Raw genomic sequence first — 15,237 nt, 5'->3', positions numbered from 1 at the left:
ACAGAAAGGACACGCCGCATGACTGCATTGGACCTTTTGAACCTGGACGTGCTCCTTGCGCGCAGCGTGCTGCTGCGGGCCGACTACCTGCAGGCGCAAAACCGCATTACCGAGGCGCTTGCCAGGCAAAGCGGCGATGCGGGCCAGGGCCCTGCCGACAAGGATTTCGAGAAACTGGCCATGGCGATGAGCCGATCGCTCTCGGCCGACGCGCGCTACCTGTGCACCCTTTCGTTCATGGTGCGCGGAATCATCGAGCGCGCAAAAACCACGGCCTGATCAGGCGCCGCCGAGCGCGGGCTTGGCGATCATCAGCCAAAAGAGCGCAAGAAAGAGAAAGAACGCCGGCACGCCCAGCGCCACCCACCACTTGAACAAAAGCCAGTAGCGCGGCGCCAGCGGCGTGTTGCCCTGTGCCGCTTCCGCTGCCAGGTCGCGCAGCCGCATCTGCAGCCACACGACGGGCAGCCAGCACGCGATGGCAAGCACATAGCAGACCAGCGATGCCTTGATCCAAGGCGTGGAAAGCGGCATGCCCATGCGGTGCACGAGCCACAGGCCCGTTGCCGGCTGCAGCACGGCCGTGGTCGCGGTAAAGAGCCAGTCGGCACGCACCACCATGCGTGATACGACGGCCACCGCCCGCACGTCGCGCGACAAGGTGGTGGCCAGCAGGTAGAAGGCAGAGCCGATGCCCGTACCGAACAGCAGGGTCGACGAGATCACGTGCACGTATTTCAGGACGAGGTATTCCATGGTGCGGCTTTCAAGGTGGCGTTGCGGGCGGCTTGGCTGTGGCATGCATGCCGCGGCGCGTTGGCGGCTCCATCGCCCAGAGCAAGGCGATGGCCGCGCACATCGGCAGGTTCTTGGAGAGCGGGCCGAAGGGATGCAGCCAGAACTCCGGCATTGCCCACGTGATGGCGGCCGTGTAGAAGGCGATCAACGCAAGCTGCAGCGGCCACAGCACGCGGCTGCGCCAGGCAGCGGGCAGCGCGAGGGTGCCGATGCCGAGGGCCAGGTCGAACACAGCAGCGCCGTCGAGCAGCAGTTCGGCCCATAGGCCGCTGGCGCCCACCCGGGCCAGCAAAGCAAGGCTCTGGTCGCGCGGATAGAGCCCGATGGAAACGACAAAGGTCCAGATCCACACCAGCGCAACGGACCAGCGCAGTAGCGGAAGCATCCACTGCAGCCAGGCGGCACGGCGCAGCGCCTGCACGCCATGGGCCGGGATGAAAGCATGGTGCGAGCGCGGCGCGCGCCCGAGCCAGGCTTGCAGGTCGGCTGCGGGCGCGGCGTTGCCTTGCAGCAGCATGCCCGCGGTCTCGGCGTCGAGAAAGCTGCCCTTCCACCGCCCGGCCAGCGCTGCGCCAAACCTGAAAAGGCGCTCGGGCAGCGGCAGCACCCACGCCCGGTGCGCATAGCCGAGTTGCCCGCGCAGATCGGCCAGGTAGGTGCGCAGGCTTACCGGCTCGGGCCCCACGAAGGCGATGGTGCGGCTGCCCACGGGCCGTGCCTCGGCCAACGCCAGCACGCCCGCAACCACGTCGTGCAGGTGCACCGGCTGCAGCCATTGACGGCCACCGCCCGGCAGCAGGAGCACCGGCAGGACGGCCAGGGTGGCAAAGAGGCCCGCGCTCGCGCCTTCGTCGCCCCACACCAGCGAAGGCTGCACGATGGCCGAAGCCACGCGGCACTGCCGCAGGTGGCGATCCGCCGCGCCCTTGCTGCGGTGGTAGCCACTGGCCGCGGCAGGCGTGGCGCCCAACGCCGAAACCTGGATGACCAGCGCAGCGCCAACCGCGGCGCAGGCGTCGAACAGCTGCACCGGCCCCAGGTGGTGAATGGCGTCGAAATCGCCCGGGCGGCGCTCGCGCAATATGCCCGCCGCGTTGATGACGATGTCTCCCGGCCGCAGGTGTTCCATCCAGAAGGAAGCCGGCGGAACATCGGCCAGGTCGGCAGAGATCCAGTGCGTATGGGTTTGCGGCCAGCCGGCCTCCGCACGCGCCTTGCCTGCGTTGCGCGCCGTGCAAAGCAAGTCTGCCCCGCGGTGTGCAAAGGCTTCGGCGAATGCGCGCCCGAGAAAGCCGGATGCGCCGACGATCACTACCCTCACTCTTTGCCCTTCCCCGTGCCGCGGCCAGCCTGCCTCACTGCCGGCGCTCGCGGTTTGCCACCGCACAGCCCAGCGCCAGGCCGACCGCAAAGCTGGCATACACGGCCGCCATGGCGGTTTTGGACAGGTGATGCTCGAAGCCGGGCGTCAGCCGCCGGGGCGTCGCCAGATAGTCGACAGCGCAGGCGGTGGCCGCGGCAACGCCGGCGCTGCCCAAGGCAGCGGGAGCCGACTGGGCAGGCCGCCGGTTGGCATGAAGCCACGCATAGAGAACCGCCCAGAAGGTTGCCGAGCCGTGGTGAATGGCATAGCCGAGCACTGTGTGACGCAACGAGGGCGACTTGCGGAACAGGGCTTCGCGGTCCCATACCCAATGGCTGGTGGCATTGGTTGTTGCGATGGAACTGCCGGCCTCGTAGCGCCCGCATACCGCCAGCGCGATGGTCGAGGCCACGCTGGCGAACGCACCCGCAATCAGGCCGGTCTTGATGGCCGACTTTGCACGCACCCCGCTCTGCGCGCCCATTTCCGAAGACATCGTTTCACTGGTTTGCATGCCCGGATCTTTGGCGCTTCGCGCCGCCGCGCGAGTGCAGCCGGGAGCACAAACACGTAGGCCGGCGCCGCATTGCTGCAAGGGGAGCGCGCTTCGGGAGTTTCGCGACAGGCCCGCGCGCCGCTGTCCGACACCTGGCGCCCATGCGCCGCCGCAGCCTTGGCGCATTGCACTGAGAGGTGAACCACAGATGAAGGCTCAACAAGCGAGAAATGACGAGCGCGACAACAAGCGGGTTTTCCGGTGGGGCGTGGGCGCGGCGATTTTCGTTTTTGTGCTGGCGCTGGCGTACAACCTGCTGACGCAGACACGCGAAGAAGGCCCGGTAAAGCCGGACACGCCGGTACAGAGTGCGCCGCAGACCACGTCCCCTGGGGCATCGCCGGCATCGCCGGCATCGCCGACGAAATAGGTGCGTTTCAGCCGCGCGCCGCGGCTCGCGTCATGAAGACGTGTTCCAGTTCAGCAGGCCCTGCTGGGTGGCCTCGCACACTGCCTGCGTGCGCGTCTTGACCGCCAGCTTGTAGAAGATGCTCTTGAGCTGGGCCCCGACCGTGTGGGCGGAGCGCTTGCTCTCTTCGGCAATCTGCCGGTTGGTCTTGCCCTGGGCGAGGAGCCGCAGCACGTTGAGCTCGCGCGGCGTCAGCAGCCCCTTGGGCGCCATGTGCTCGGCATGCACCAGGCTGCCTGCGCGCTGCGCGGCAACAGCGGAGAGTTTTGCGTCGGGGTTGGCGGCAACACCGTCCAGAATGCGGCGCGCAATCTGCGATGCCCCCAGGGAGTCGCCAAGCTCGACGGAGCGCATCAGCAAGGCGAGGTCCGTTTCGTTTGCCTCGGCGAAGAGGTGCCGCACGACACCTGCGGCAGCAGTGGCGGCGCTCATAGGCCTGCCGCCGGCAACGCCGGGGCCGCACGACTCGTGTGGATTGGACTCGGAAACATGGATCTGATGACCTTCACGTTGCAACTCCGCGCGCGTTGATGGAACTCGATGCTATGGAGAATGGCCGCCCTGCGCAGCCACTTTTCAAGCGCGGATGTGTTTGCGTTCACATGTAGAAGAGGAAATTCGGCCTGCATGGGCTCCGGAAGGGCTCCAGGCTTCAATCGGCGCGGGGGTCTGGCTCCGGCATGGCACCCGGTTGACCGGTGGATCCGGTGGAGCCAATCTCGGGCGGCAGCGGTTCGAAATCGGTTGCGGCAAAGTCGGCCGACACGTGCAGGCCATGTTCGTCGCGGCGCACCAGCCCGCGGTCTTCCATGTTGCGCATGGCCTTGTTGACCACTTCGCGCGAAAGCCCCGCATACGAGGCGATGACCGCCTGCGTGATGCGCTTGTCGTAGCCGCCGCTGGTGGAAGGCGCCAGCTGGCTCAGCTGATGCAGCACGCGGCCCACCAGGTCTTCGGAGGGGAGCGACGAAATTCGCCGAAGCTGCCCGCGCATCGCGCTCAGGCGCTTCATGGCCATTTCGAGCAGCTTCAACGAAATTTCCGGATGCGCCGCGCACAGCCTGCGCATTTCGGAAACCGGAATGAGGTACACCGAAGACGGAAGCGCCGCAACCAGCGACTGCGCCACCTGGTAGCGGTCTTCGCTGAAAGAAGAGCCGAAGAAAAAATCGTCCTGCCGAATGAATTCGGTGGTGACGTCGTCGCTGGTGCTGCCATGCGCCACAACGCGCAGCAGCCCGCCTGCCACGCAATAGATGCAGTCGGTCCACTCGTCGGCGGCGAGCACGGTTTCATTGCGCCGGTAGGAGCGCAGTTCGGTGGCCTGGACCAATGCAGCGCGTTCCGCCTGCGGCAGATCGGCAACCAACGTATGCAGATACATGTCCGGATAGTGCCCTAGAGCGCCACGGCAGAGTACCCATGAATTGGGGATGCTGCGCGGATCGCCGGGGAGGCTTCCGTGTGGCACTCCCCGGTAGCCCCCTATCGCCCGGGCTTTGCCTTGGCCGCACGCCGCAGGCGCGCCGCGACGTCAGTCGGCGGTGGCGCCCGACTTCTTCACAAGCTCGGCCCAGCGCGGAATCTCGCGGGCCATGTGGTCGCGCAGTTCTTCGGGCGTGCTGGCGGCAATGTCCATGGCCAGTTGGCCCGAGAGCTTGGCCTGCACGTCGGGCTGCTTGAGCGCCTTCACGATCTCGGCGTTGAGGCGCTGGATGATGGGCTTGGGCGTGCCCTTGGGCGCATACACGGCCTGCCACGACGACATTTCGAAGCCGGCCACGCCCGATTCGATCATGGTCGGCAGCTCGGGCACCAGCGCAATGCGCTTGCCGGTGGTCACGGCCAGCAGCTTGAGCTTGCCGCTTTTCACGAGCGGCAGCGCGGCAGTCACCTGGTCGAACATGAAAGGCACCAGGCCCGATGCAACGTCGGTCATGGCGGGCGGCGTGCCCTTGTACGGCACATGCGTGAGCTTCACGCCGATCATGTCGGCGAACATCTCGCCGGCCAGGTGGGTCGAAGTTCCCGCGCCCGAAGAAGCGAAGGTGCGCTTCGATTCGTCTTTCTTGAGCAAGGCAATCAGCTCGGCCACCGAGTTCACGCCGAGCTGGCTGTTGACGATCAGCACGTTGGGCAGCCGGCCGACCAGCGACACAGGCTCGAAGTCTTTCATCGGGTCGTAGGGCAGCTTCTTGTAGAGGCTGGCGTTGATGGCGTGCGTGCTGATGGTTCCGCCGAACAGCGTGTAGCCGTCCGGCGGGGCCTTGGCCACGTAGGCCGCGCCGATGCCGCCCGCCTGCCCCGGCTTGTTGTCGACCACCACCGACTGGTGCAGGCTCTCCTGCAGCTTGTTGGCGAGAATGCGGCCCACGATGTCCGTGGAGCCGCCGGCCGTGAAGGGCACGACGTAGGTGATGGTCTTGGCCGTGGGCCATTCGGCTTGCGCAAGCGCCAGGGTGGGCGCCAGTGCGAATGCGGATGCGACTGCGGATGCGGCGAGCAGCAGCCGCGCGGCACGTTGGATGAAGGGCATGGTCTTGTCTCTCGTTGTCGTTGTCGGATGAATGGAGTTGAGCTTCAGCGGCCGCGGGCCTCGCGCCAGGCGGCAAACTCGGTGCGGCTCTGCTCTTCCGTCGGCGGATAGAGCCCCAGGATGGAGCGGCCTTCGAGCACTTTCTCCTGCACGAAGTCTTCGAAGACGGTCATCTCGGTGGCCTCGGCCGCAACTTCGTCGGCAATGTCCGCCGGAATCACGATGACGCCCTCGGCATCGCCCACCACCACGTCGCCGGGCCACACGGCCACGTCGCCGCAGCCGATGGGCACGTTGATGTCGATGGCCTGGTGCAGCGTGAGATTGGTCGGCGCGCTCGGGCGCTGGTGATACGCCGGAAAGCCCAGCTTCGCGATGTCTGGGCTGTCGCGAAAGCCGCCATCGGTGACCACGCCAGCCACGCCGCGCTTCATGAGCCGGCTCACCAGAATGCCGCCGGCCGACGCGGCGCGCGCGTCCTTGCGGCTGTCCATGAGCAGCACGGCGCCCACCGGGCATTGCTCCACGGCCTGGCGCTGCGGATGGCTGCGGTCGTTGAACACGGTGATCGGGTTGAGGTCTTCGCGCGCCGGCATGTAGCGCAGCGTGAAAGCCTCGCCCACCATCTTGGGCAGCGACGGGTTGAGCGGATGCACGTTCTGGATGAACTGGTTGCGCAGCCCGCGCTTGAACAGGGCCGTGCACAGGGTGGCGGTGCTGACCTGCATCAGCTTCTCGCGGGTTTGGGGATTCACGTCGGGGTCTCCGTTTGCTTGGGCGTTGGTTCGATAAGGGGAAAAGGTCTTCAGAAAATGTCGGGCTCGGGCACCGGCTTGCCGAATGCGGTTTCGAGAAAGTCGAAGTCGCAGCCTTCGTTGGCCTGCAGGATGTGGCGGCCGAACATCCACCCGTAGCCGCGCTCGTAGCGCGGCGGCGGTGGTGTCCATGCGGCCTTGCGGCTTGCCAGTTCCTCGTCGCTCACCTCGAGGTGAATGCGCCGCGCGGGCACGTCGACGGAGATGAGGTCGCCTGTGCGCACCAGTGCCAGCGGTCCGCCCACGGCCGCTTCGGGCGAGCAGTGCAGCAGGCAGCCGCCGTAGCTGGTGCCGCTCATGCGCGCGTCGGACAGGCGCAGCATGTCTTTCACGCCCTGCTTCAGCAGCTTGGTGGGAATCGGCAGCATGCCCCACTCGGGCATGCCGGCGCCGCGCGGGCCGGCATTGCGCAGCACAAGGATGTCGTCGCCGGTCACGTCCAGGTCTGGATCGTCCACGGCCTTCTTGAGCGCCGGGTAGTCGTCGAACACCAGCGCGCGGCCGGTGTGCTGCAACAGGTGCGGCGCACATGCGCTCGGCTTGATCACCACGCCGTCGGGCGCGAGGTTGCCGCGCAGCACGGCGAGCGCGCCCTCTGCGTAGATGGGGTTCTCGAGCGGCCGGATCACGTCGTGGTTGAACACCTCGGCCCCCTCGATGTTCTGCCCGATGGTGCGGCCGTTGACGGTGCGCGCCTCGGTGTTCAGGTGGCCGCGAATGCGCTCCAGCATTGCGGGCAGGCCGCCGGCGTAGAAAAAATCTTCCATCAGGTACGTGTCGCCGCTCGGCCTGATGTTGGCGATGACCGGCACCGTGCGGCTCGCCGCGTCGAAGTCGTCCAGCGTGACCGGATGGCCCGCGCGGCGCGACATGGCGATCAGGTGGACGATGGCGTTGGTGCTGCAGCCCATGGCCATGGCGCATGCAATGCCGTTTTCGAAGTTGGCGCGCGTGAGCATGCTGGCGGGCGTCAGGTCTTCCCACACCATCTCGACGATGCGGCGGCCGCATTCGGCGCTCATTCGCACATGGTTGGCATCGGCCGCCGGAATGCTCGATGCGCCCGGCAGCGAAAAGCCCACGGCCTCGGCAATGCCCATCATGGTGGCGGCGGTGCCCATGGTCATGCAGGTGCCATGGCTGCGTGCAATGCCGGCTTCCATCTCTTGCCAGGCCTGGTCGCCCAGCTGGCCGGCGCGGCGCTGGTCCCAATACTTGAACGCGTCCGAACCCGAGCCCAGCACCTGCCCGCGCCAGTTGCCGCGCAGCATGGGGCCGGCCGGCAGGTAGATGAAGGGCAGGCCCATGCTGAGCGCACCCATGGTGAGGCCCGGCGTGGTCTTGTCGCATCCGCCCATCAGCACCGCGCCGTCGATCGGATGGCTACGCAGCAGCTCTTCCGTCTCCATCGCCAGGAAGTTGCGGTAGAGCATGGTGGTCGGCTTGACCATGCTCTCGGACAGCGAAATGGCCGGCAGTTCCAAGGGAAAGCCGCCCGCCTGGAAGATGCCGCGCTTGACGTCGTCCACACGCTGCTTGAAGTGCGAGTGGCACTGGTTGGCATCGCTCCATGTGTTGACGATGGCGATGACCGGCTTGCCGACCCAGTCGGTGGGCGCGTAGCCCATCTGCATGACGCGCGAGCGGTGGCCGAAAGAGCGAAAGTCGTCGGGCGCAAACCAGCGGGCGCTGCGCAGGGTGTCGTAGGAGCGTGGCATCGGAGGGGCTGAAGAAGCGGTGGCTGAATCGGTGATTCCTGGAAATCACCTACATTAAAACACTAATATATCAGTTCGGCAAAGCGAAAATTCCAGCGAATGACCACCCTCACCCGGATCCGACTCGACCGCACGCGCCTCGCAGCACCACAGGTGCTCGAGAAGCTGCGCGACGCCATTCTTTCGCTCGAACTGGTGCCCGGCACGGTACTTGTGAGGCAAGAGCTGGCCGACAGGTTCGGCGTAAGCCAGACGCCCGTGCGCGAGGCCTTGCTGCGTCTGGCCGAAGAAGGCCTGGTGGATGTGTTTCCGCAGCACGCGACGCTGGTGAGCCGCATCGACGTCGACGCGGCCCGGCAGGCACACTTTCTGCGCCTGTCGATCGAGCTGGAGATCGTGCACCAGCTGGCCGCGCAGGCCACACCCGACCTTGTGGCGCAACTCAAAACACAAATCGCGCTGCAGGCAACGCTGGCGGCCGAGCGGCAGTACAGCGACTTTGTGGGCGCCGACCGCAAGTTTCATCACCTGATGTACGAAGCCGCGGGCGTACCGAGCCTGTGGGACATGGTGAGCCGCGTGTCGGGCCACGTCGACCGTTTGCGGCGCCTGCACCTGCCCACCGCAGGCAAGACCGAGGCGATTCTTCGCGACCACCGCGCCATCGTGCGTGCCATTGCGCAAGGCGACAGCGCAGGCGCGCAGAAGGCGCTGCGCGAGCACCTTTCGGGCACGCTCAGCTCGCTGCCGGAAATTTGCGCGCGGCATCCCAGCTTTATCGTGCCGGGGAACTGAAGGCGCAACTGCGAGGTTGCCGCGGGGCAACTGGCACCGCTAGGCCGTGCCGGGCTCCGGCCAACGGTGCCGCGTGCCGCCCGAGCGCCGATTGGCCTTCTCTGCCACCACACCCTGCGCGCTGAGCGCATTGCCGCGCTCTTCAAGGTGCTGGAGGCAACGCAAAAAGACGTCCAGGTGCGCCGGCTCGATGCCCTGGAGCAGATCGGTATTGAGCCCCGCGATGCGCGGAAACACCTTTTCGTAGAGCTCCTGGCCCGACGCGCTCAGCCGCACGTGCACTTCACGCCGGTCTTCGGCCTCTTGCCGCCGTGCCACCAGCTTTTTCTCGACGAGGCCACGCAGGCCGCGCGAGGTGCGCACGCGGTCCAGGTGCAGGTGCGCGGCCAGCGCGGACGATCTCATTTCGCCCTGCTGCGCCAGCGTGGCAATCATTCCCCACTCGCGGCGCGTAATGCCGAAGCCGCCCTCCACCAGCCGGGTGGCCATGCCGCTGCTGGTGCGCACCGCGCGCGAGAGCCGGTACAACAGCAGGTCGTCCAGGGATTGCGGGGCGCGCAAGGCGCCTGCGTCCGGTAAAGCTTGCATGCCTTGCGTGCCGTGCATGGAAAAGGTCGGGCTGGTTGATTGACGATGTGGCGACGAAACAGCTGTGACTTGCACGCCTCAGCGGCAAATTGATGGATTAGATCAACTGTTATTGCCTGCGTAAAACTCGGTAACAAATTACACGGGTCGAAACGTAGGCCGGCGATTGTCGCCGTGAAACCCTGCGCGCGCCCCGTTCGCCATCACGCGTACCGAACAACGCAGCAGCAGGAGGATTCATGTCCCTATTTCTTTCCCGCCGAAGGCTCACGGCGTGGTGCCTCGCGCTCGGCGCGTGCGCCGCCCCCCTGGCCCATGCCCAGGCACCCGCTCTCGATGGCCCGCTGACGCTGGTGGTGGGCTACACGGCCGGCGGCAGCACCGACCGCATCGCCCGCCTGGTGGCGGAGCGGCTCGGCGCCAGGCTTGGCGTGGCAACCACGGTCGAAAACCGCCCCGGCGAAGGCGGCCGGCTGGCGGCCAAGGAGGTCAAGCGTGCGCCCGCGGGGCAGAACGTGCTGATGCTCGGCAACCCCGCGGTGATGGTGGTGGCGCCGCTGGTGTTCAAGGACGCGGGCTACGACCCCGACAAGGACTTCGTGCCGGTGTCGCAGGTCAGCAGCTACGACTTTGCGCTGGCCGTTGGCAACAAGCTGCAGCTCGACCGCGCGATGTTCCTGGTGGGCCGGCTCTGGGCACATCCGGAAGAGGCCGTCTTCGGCGTGCCGGCAACCGGCAGCCTGCCCCACTTCTTCGGCCTGATGGTGGGCGACGCGCTCAGCGTGCAGCCGCAGATCAAGGGCTACGGCGGATCGGCGCCGCTGTCGGCCGACCTGAGTGGCGGCAACCTGCCGATTGCCATCGACACGCTCGACTCGCTCTATGGCCAGCACCTGGCCGGCAAGATCCGCATCCTGGCCGTGTCGGGCAAGAAGCGCGTGAGCTTCGCCCCGGCCATTCCCACCTTCCGCGAGGCCGGCATGAAGATCGACGCCGACGGCTGGAACACCTTCTTCGCACCCGCCACCATGCCGCCGGCCAAGGTGCAGTTGCTGGCCACGGCCATCCGCGAGGTGATGCAAGACCCGGCGCTGCAGAAGGCGGCCAATGCCGCGTACATCACGCCCATCGTCAGCACGCAGGCCGAGACGGTTCAAATGCTGAAGGCCTTCCGCCAGCAATGGGAGCCGGTGGTGCGCCGGTCGGGCTTCCAGCCCTGAGCAGCGCGCCCCAGCGAGCCTTTTCTTTTCTACTTGCCGGCGGCAACATGCCGCTTGTGCAGCGAGCTTGAGGCGTTGATGCCCGCGTCTTCATCGACGCCTACGCCCAGCCGATCGACCAGCTCACCGCCCAGCCAGGCGGTAACCAGTGCAATGGCTGCGCCGGCGAACGACCACACCATCTGGGCAAGGCCCGGTGCATAGGCCGTGTCGCGCAGGAAAAAACTCAGGGCGAAGAGCAACAGCACGAGCACGTTGCCGCCGCCGTGCATTGCGCCGATGCGCTTGGCCCGCGTTCCGGCAGGAATGCCCAGCCAGTCGATGGTGCCGAAAGGCGCGGCCAGAAGGCCGCCGATGAGGCCCGCCGCGATCATCCAGTAGGACACCGCGGCCATGACCTGGCTGTCGCTGACCAGGTAAATGATGTCGAACACCACCGCCGTTGCGAGCAGCCCGAGCGGGAACACCACGAGCATCTGGTGCACCGGATGGCCGAGAAGACGAACTCTTGCGTGCATGGGTCACCTCCATTGACTGAGGGCGTCATCTGAGCCACTACGGCAGCGCGCCTGCGCAAGCAACCACCGCCAGCGCAGGTCGGTACTCTCCTACTGCTGGTTACTTACCTGTGGCCGTGCATTCAACCCGCAGGTGGCACGCCTCCTCACAGGCGCAGTGGGAATTTTCAGCCGCGTTTTATCGGCGATGGATGACGCCCTGCTGCTGCCGATGCAGCACCCTTTCAGCCATGGACAAGTTCTTTGCAACCTTTGCGAATGCCACCGCACGCGCAGCCGGCAGTCCATTCGCGTTTCTGCTGTGCATCGCGCTGGTCGTTGCGTGGGCCGTTGCCGGACCTTTCTTCGACTTTTCGGAAAACTGGCAACTGACCATCAACACGGGCACGACCATCGTCACGTTCCTGATGGTGTTCCTTATCCAGAACACGCAAAACCGCGACGGCGTGGCGCTTCAAACCAAGCTGGACGAACTGATTCGTTCTTCGAGCGCCGGCGACGAGTTCATCGGCATCGAGAAGCTCACCGACAAGGAGCTGGCCGTGCTCCACGAAAAGTGCGAGGCAGCTGCAAAGATGAGCCATGCGGCCCTGGACAAGACGCGCGATGAGCGTGCGCGCCGCGCCCATAAGGGCGGCTCCGAAAAGGGCGCCACCGAAAAAGCAACCCGAGCGGAAAGCACAACATGAAGAAATCGATCTGGAAACTGTACGGCTATGGATGGGTCACCCTTGGCTTCTTTCTCGTGTCGCTGGTCGGCCATTGGGTCTTTGGCTGGTTCGCCTATGTCGACGAGCAAAAGAATTTTGGCGTGCCGCCCGAGATGTCCGGCTACCTCATCCAGATGTCGCGTGACACGCTGGAAAACTGGCAATCGGAGTTCCTGCAGCTGATCTGGCAGATTGGCGGGCTGGCGTTTCTTCTTTATGTCGGTTCGCCGCAATCCAAGGAAGGCGACGACCGCATGGAGGCCAAGATCGACGCCATCCTGGCGGCGGTCGACCCGAAGAATGCCGACAAGCTGATCGACGAGATCGACCAGGAATATGCGGGCAGGCACACCGACCAGCGCTGGACGAAGATGGCCAAGCAGGACTCCTCGAAGTAGCGCGAGAAGCCGCGCCCCTCAAGCCACCCCTCAAGCCGCGCATCAAGACTTGGCGCGAGCGCTCTCCTCGCGGAAGGCCGCCTCGCCGGCCGCCGCTACCTCGGCCCATTTCTTGTCGGACGCTGCATCGGCTGCATAGCTGTCGTGCCAGTTCCACCACTTGTAGGTGGGCGTCTGCGGATAGCCCTTGGGCGAGTCTTCCCACACCTCTTGCCGGCCCAGCGGTGTGATGTCGAGATAGTTCCAGGTATTGCCCATCTGCTCGTCGCCGCGGTTGTTGAGAAAGTAGGTGCGGAACACGCGTTCGCCGTCGCGGTAGAACACGTTGGTGCCGTGCCATTCGTCCACGCCAAAGTCGGCATCGAAGCTGTCGGTGAGCGTGAACCACGGCATTTTCCAACCCATGCGCGCCTTGAGCCGCGCAATGTCTTGCTGCGGCGCACGCGAGACGAAGACAAGCGTAGTGTCGCGCGCATTCAGGTGCGCCACATGGGCGACCTGGTCGGCCACCATGGAGCAGCCGCGGCAAGCGTGCTCGGGCCAGCCGAATACGCCGGGCTCGAAAAAGGCGCGGTACACGATCAACTGGCGCCGTCCTTCGAAGAGGTCTGCCAGGCTCGCCTTGCCTGCGGGGCCTTCGAAGGCATAGGCCTTCTCAACGGCTGTCCACGGCATTCGCCGGCGCTCGGCGGCCAGTGCATCGCGCGCGCGGGTGTTCGCTTTTTCCTGTACCAGCAGTTGTTCGTAGGCCGCTTGCCACGCCTTGGGCGACACGACGGGAGGCGTGTTCATGGCAGGCTGCGGGCCTTGCGGTGCGTTCTCGATGGATGCTGTCATTGCTGAAATCTCCTGGGTTGGCAAACGCCCGCGCCTCGTAGCCGAAGCAAGGGCTGTTTGCTGTTTGCTTGCCGCTCGTTGGCGGACAGGAGTCAGTTTGGCGCGGGCTGCCGAGTGCCGGGAGTAACAAGATTGGCGGGATTGCCCTGCCGCCGTTCAGCGAAGCGCACCGGCACCCCGGCCACGCGCGCCCTCAGCTGGCCGCAGCCGCCGTCGATGTCTTGCCCCGCCGAGTTGCGCAGCTTGGTCAAAATGCCGCGCTGGTGCAGCGCACGCGCCATCTCTTTGCAGCGCTCCCACGACGGACGGCCGAACGCCACGCCGTCCACTGCATTGAAGGGAATCATGTTCAGCACGCCGTACTTGCCCGAAAGCAGCCTGACGATGCCTTCGATCTCGTCCGGTCCGTCGTTCACGCCTTCGAGCAGCGTCCACTGGTATTGAATCGGGTAGCCGGTGGCCCTGGCGTAGCGCTCGCCTGCGTCGACCAGTTCTTCGGGCGCCATGCCCGGCGCGCGCGGAAGGAGCTTCTTGCGCAGCTCGGCATTGGTGGTGTGCAGCGAGAGCGCCAGCGCGGGCCGCACGCGTTCCTGAGGCAAGCGCTCGAACACGCGCGGATCGCCCACGGTGGAAAAAACCAGGTTCTTGTGCCCGACGTTGCCCACTGTGCCGAGCAGTTCGATGGCCTCGATCACGTTGTCCAGGTTGTGGGCCGGCTCGCCCATGCCCATGAACACCACCTTGCGCACCGGCCGGCGCATGCGCGCGAGGGCCACCTGCGCGATGATTTCGGCGCTTCCTACCTGGCGCAGCAGTCCGCCCTGGCCCGTCATGCAGAACTGGCAGCCCACGGCACACCCGACCTGCGACGACACGCACAGGCCGTCACGGGGCAGCAACACGCTCTCCACTGTCTGGCCGTCCGCCAGGGCAACGAGCAGCCGCTCGGAGCCGTCGGCACCGGGATGCACGGTGTGGATGCGCGCCAGGCCCGCAAGCTCGGCCTCGATCGACGGCAGGGCTTCGAGCAGCGAAGACGGAAAGAAGCTCCCGGGCAAGCGCCTGCCGCTGTTGCGGGGCAGCGCATGCGACCACAGCCGCAAAACCCGCTGCTCGTGGCTGGGGCCCGCGCCGGCTTCGCGCAGCCGTTGCTTGAGTTCGTGTATTCGCATCACTGAAAGAAGGTCGACATGCGGCAGATTGTGCACGGCGGCCATTCGGAGGCGGCATGCGCCGAAGCCCGGATGTACGTGATTTGCCTGAACATGTATGATGCACATCATGCGAAAAGCAAAGCACGGAACCAGAACCTCGGCCAAGGAGAACTCGCACGAGCGCATCGTGTCTGCGGCCGCGCGGGCCATTCGCCGCAGCGGCTACGGCGGAACCGGAGTCGCAGACATCATGAAGGAAGCCGGCCTCACTCACGGCGCCTTCTATGCACATTTCGAGTCGCGCGAAGCGATGCTGGCCGAAGCGGCCAGCCGGGCGTGCGCCGAGTCGGCCGCAGTGGCGGTCAACGTCGCGGCGAGCGTGCCGCCGGAGCAAGCGCTGGCGCTGATGCTTCGCACCTATCTCTCGCCTGAGCACGTGACGCAGGTCGAGCTGGGCTGCCCTCTTGCCGCGCTGGGCTCTGAAACGCCGCGCCAGGCGCCGGAGGTGCGCCGCGTTACCACGCGCCACGTCAAGGAAATGATCGATCTCGTCGCCCGCCAGTCGCCCGATTGGGGCCAGCCCGGCGCGCACGAACGGGCGCTCGCCACCGTGGCCACCATGGTGGGCGCGCTGCTGCTGGCGCGTGCGGTCGACGAGCCCGCGCTGTCTTCAAGCCTCTGCGAAGCCGCGCTGAAGCACCTGGGCGCAGCCTGAATCGCCTCCCAGCCAATGCCTGTTTTCTCGTCTAAAAATATGATGAACATCATGCGAATTAAAGATAAATACTCCGGCATCGTTGCCGTTCGCAGACCTGGGTCCGC

Annotated in this window: 19 protein-coding genes; 7 read left to right on the top strand and 12 right to left on the bottom strand. The window is 65.9% G+C overall.

What is annotated here, in order from left to right; translation table 11 throughout:
* Positions 1–18: 18 nt before the first annotated feature.
* Positions 19–279, top strand: coding sequence for a hypothetical protein (locus tag J2X67_RS12755; protein WP_309953483.1), 261 nt, complete (start codon positions 19–21; stop codon positions 277–279).
* Here J2X67_RS12755 and J2X67_RS12750 read toward each other — a convergent pair whose 3' ends face one another.
* Genes J2X67_RS12750 through J2X67_RS12740 form a run of 3 tightly spaced genes read right to left on the bottom strand, consistent with a single transcriptional unit; the run spans position 280 to position 2,675 of the window.
* Positions 280–756, bottom strand: coding sequence for a DUF2269 domain-containing protein (locus tag J2X67_RS12750; RefSeq protein WP_309953481.1), 477 nt, complete (start codon positions 754–756; stop codon positions 280–282).
* A gap of 10 nt (positions 757–766) precedes the next feature.
* Entirely contained in the window at positions 767–2,119 is a 1,353-nt protein-coding gene (locus J2X67_RS12745; protein ID WP_309953480.1) for an SDR family oxidoreductase, read from the bottom strand.
* Between the two features lie 34 nt (positions 2,120–2,153).
* Positions 2,154–2,675, bottom strand: coding sequence for a hypothetical protein (locus tag J2X67_RS12740; RefSeq protein WP_309953478.1), 522 nt, complete (start codon positions 2,673–2,675; stop codon positions 2,154–2,156).
* Positions 2,676–2,865: 190 nt separating this feature from the next.
* On the opposite strand from J2X67_RS12740, the gene J2X67_RS12735 reads away from it, so the two are divergent.
* Positions 2,866–3,087, top strand: a complete 222-nt coding sequence (locus J2X67_RS12735) for a hypothetical protein (protein ID WP_309953477.1) — start codon at positions 2,866–2,868, stop codon at positions 3,085–3,087.
* Between the two features lie 30 nt (positions 3,088–3,117).
* Here the strand turns inward: J2X67_RS12735 and J2X67_RS12730 are convergent, their stop codons facing one another.
* The 5 genes from J2X67_RS12730 to araD all read right to left on the bottom strand — a co-directional run bounded on the left by J2X67_RS12730 (position 3,118) and on the right by araD (position 8,195).
* Complete coding sequence (locus J2X67_RS12730; RefSeq protein ID WP_309953475.1) at positions 3,118–3,558, bottom strand: LuxR C-terminal-related transcriptional regulator; 441 nt, start codon at positions 3,556–3,558, stop codon at positions 3,118–3,120.
* Positions 3,559–3,778: 220 nt separating this feature from the next.
* Entirely contained in the window at positions 3,779–4,510 is a 732-nt protein-coding gene (locus tag J2X67_RS12725) for a Crp/Fnr family transcriptional regulator (RefSeq protein WP_309953473.1), read from the bottom strand.
* Positions 4,511–4,660: 150 nt separating this feature from the next.
* Positions 4,661–5,662, bottom strand: coding sequence for a tripartite tricarboxylate transporter substrate binding protein (locus J2X67_RS12720; protein WP_309953471.1), 1,002 nt, complete (start codon positions 5,660–5,662; stop codon positions 4,661–4,663).
* A gap of 44 nt (positions 5,663–5,706) precedes the next feature.
* The gene (locus J2X67_RS12715; protein ID WP_309953469.1) at positions 5,707–6,417 is read right to left on the bottom strand and encodes a ribonuclease activity regulator RraA; all 711 of its coding nucleotides are present in this window, start codon (positions 6,415–6,417) and stop codon (positions 5,707–5,709) included.
* 50 nt (positions 6,418–6,467) lie between these two features.
* Positions 6,468–8,195 (bottom strand): L-arabinonate dehydratase, encoded by a 1,728-nt coding sequence (araD, locus tag J2X67_RS12710; RefSeq protein ID WP_309953467.1) that lies wholly within the window; start codon positions 8,193–8,195, stop codon positions 6,468–6,470.
* Positions 8,196–8,294: 99 nt separating this feature from the next.
* Between araD and J2X67_RS12705 the strand changes: the two genes are divergently transcribed.
* Positions 8,295–8,990 (top strand): GntR family transcriptional regulator, encoded by a 696-nt coding sequence (locus J2X67_RS12705; protein WP_309953465.1) that lies wholly within the window; start codon positions 8,295–8,297, stop codon positions 8,988–8,990.
* A gap of 39 nt (positions 8,991–9,029) precedes the next feature.
* Here the strand turns inward: J2X67_RS12705 and J2X67_RS12700 are convergent, their stop codons facing one another.
* Positions 9,030–9,578: a MarR family transcriptional regulator gene (locus tag J2X67_RS12700; protein ID WP_309953463.1), complete on the bottom strand. Its 549-nt coding sequence runs from the start codon at positions 9,576–9,578 to the stop codon at positions 9,030–9,032.
* A 239-nt stretch (positions 9,579–9,817) separates the two neighbouring features.
* Here J2X67_RS12700 and J2X67_RS12695 point away from each other — a divergent pair, with 239 nt between their 5' ends.
* A complete protein-coding gene (locus J2X67_RS12695) occupies positions 9,818–10,798 on the top strand; it encodes a tripartite tricarboxylate transporter substrate-binding protein (RefSeq protein WP_309953461.1) in 981 nt (326 codons plus the stop codon).
* A 29-nt stretch (positions 10,799–10,827) separates the two neighbouring features.
* On the opposite strand, the gene J2X67_RS12690 is transcribed toward J2X67_RS12695, so the two are convergent.
* Positions 10,828–11,316, bottom strand: a complete 489-nt coding sequence (locus J2X67_RS12690) for a DUF2231 domain-containing protein (protein ID WP_309953459.1) — start codon at positions 11,314–11,316, stop codon at positions 10,828–10,830.
* Positions 11,317–11,546: 230 nt separating this feature from the next.
* Between J2X67_RS12690 and J2X67_RS12685 the strand changes: the two genes are divergently transcribed.
* Together J2X67_RS12685 and J2X67_RS12680 are read left to right on the top strand one after the other, a co-directional pair.
* A complete protein-coding gene (locus tag J2X67_RS12685) occupies positions 11,547–12,005 on the top strand; it encodes a low affinity iron permease family protein (RefSeq protein WP_309953457.1) in 459 nt (152 codons plus the stop codon).
* On the top strand, positions 12,002–12,424 hold the full coding sequence (locus tag J2X67_RS12680; protein WP_157613215.1) for a DUF6766 family protein: 423 nt from the start codon (positions 12,002–12,004) through the stop codon (positions 12,422–12,424). The genes J2X67_RS12685 and J2X67_RS12680 overlap by 4 nt, the downstream gene beginning before the upstream one ends.
* 42 nt (positions 12,425–12,466) lie before the next feature.
* Here J2X67_RS12680 and J2X67_RS12675 read toward each other — a convergent pair whose 3' ends face one another.
* Together J2X67_RS12675 and J2X67_RS12670 are read right to left on the bottom strand one after the other, a co-directional pair.
* Positions 12,467–13,261, bottom strand: a complete 795-nt coding sequence (locus tag J2X67_RS12675; protein ID WP_309953454.1) for a DUF899 domain-containing protein — start codon at positions 13,259–13,261, stop codon at positions 12,467–12,469.
* Positions 13,262–13,353: 92 nt separating this feature from the next.
* Positions 13,354–14,433, bottom strand: a complete 1,080-nt coding sequence (locus J2X67_RS12670) for an RNA methyltransferase (RefSeq protein ID WP_309953672.1) — start codon at positions 14,431–14,433, stop codon at positions 13,354–13,356.
* A 97-nt stretch (positions 14,434–14,530) separates the two neighbouring features.
* Between J2X67_RS12670 and J2X67_RS12665 the strand changes: the two genes are divergently transcribed.
* Entirely contained in the window at positions 14,531–15,130 is a 600-nt protein-coding gene (locus tag J2X67_RS12665) for a TetR/AcrR family transcriptional regulator (protein ID WP_309953452.1), read from the top strand.
* Positions 15,131–15,237 lie beyond the last annotated feature (107 nt).

This window comes from Variovorax sp. 3319, assembly GCF_031456585.1.
Classification (GTDB): domain Bacteria; phylum Pseudomonadota; class Gammaproteobacteria; order Burkholderiales; family Burkholderiaceae_C; genus Variovorax; species Variovorax paradoxus_P.
This window is presented reverse-complemented; position numbering and strand designations above follow the sequence as displayed.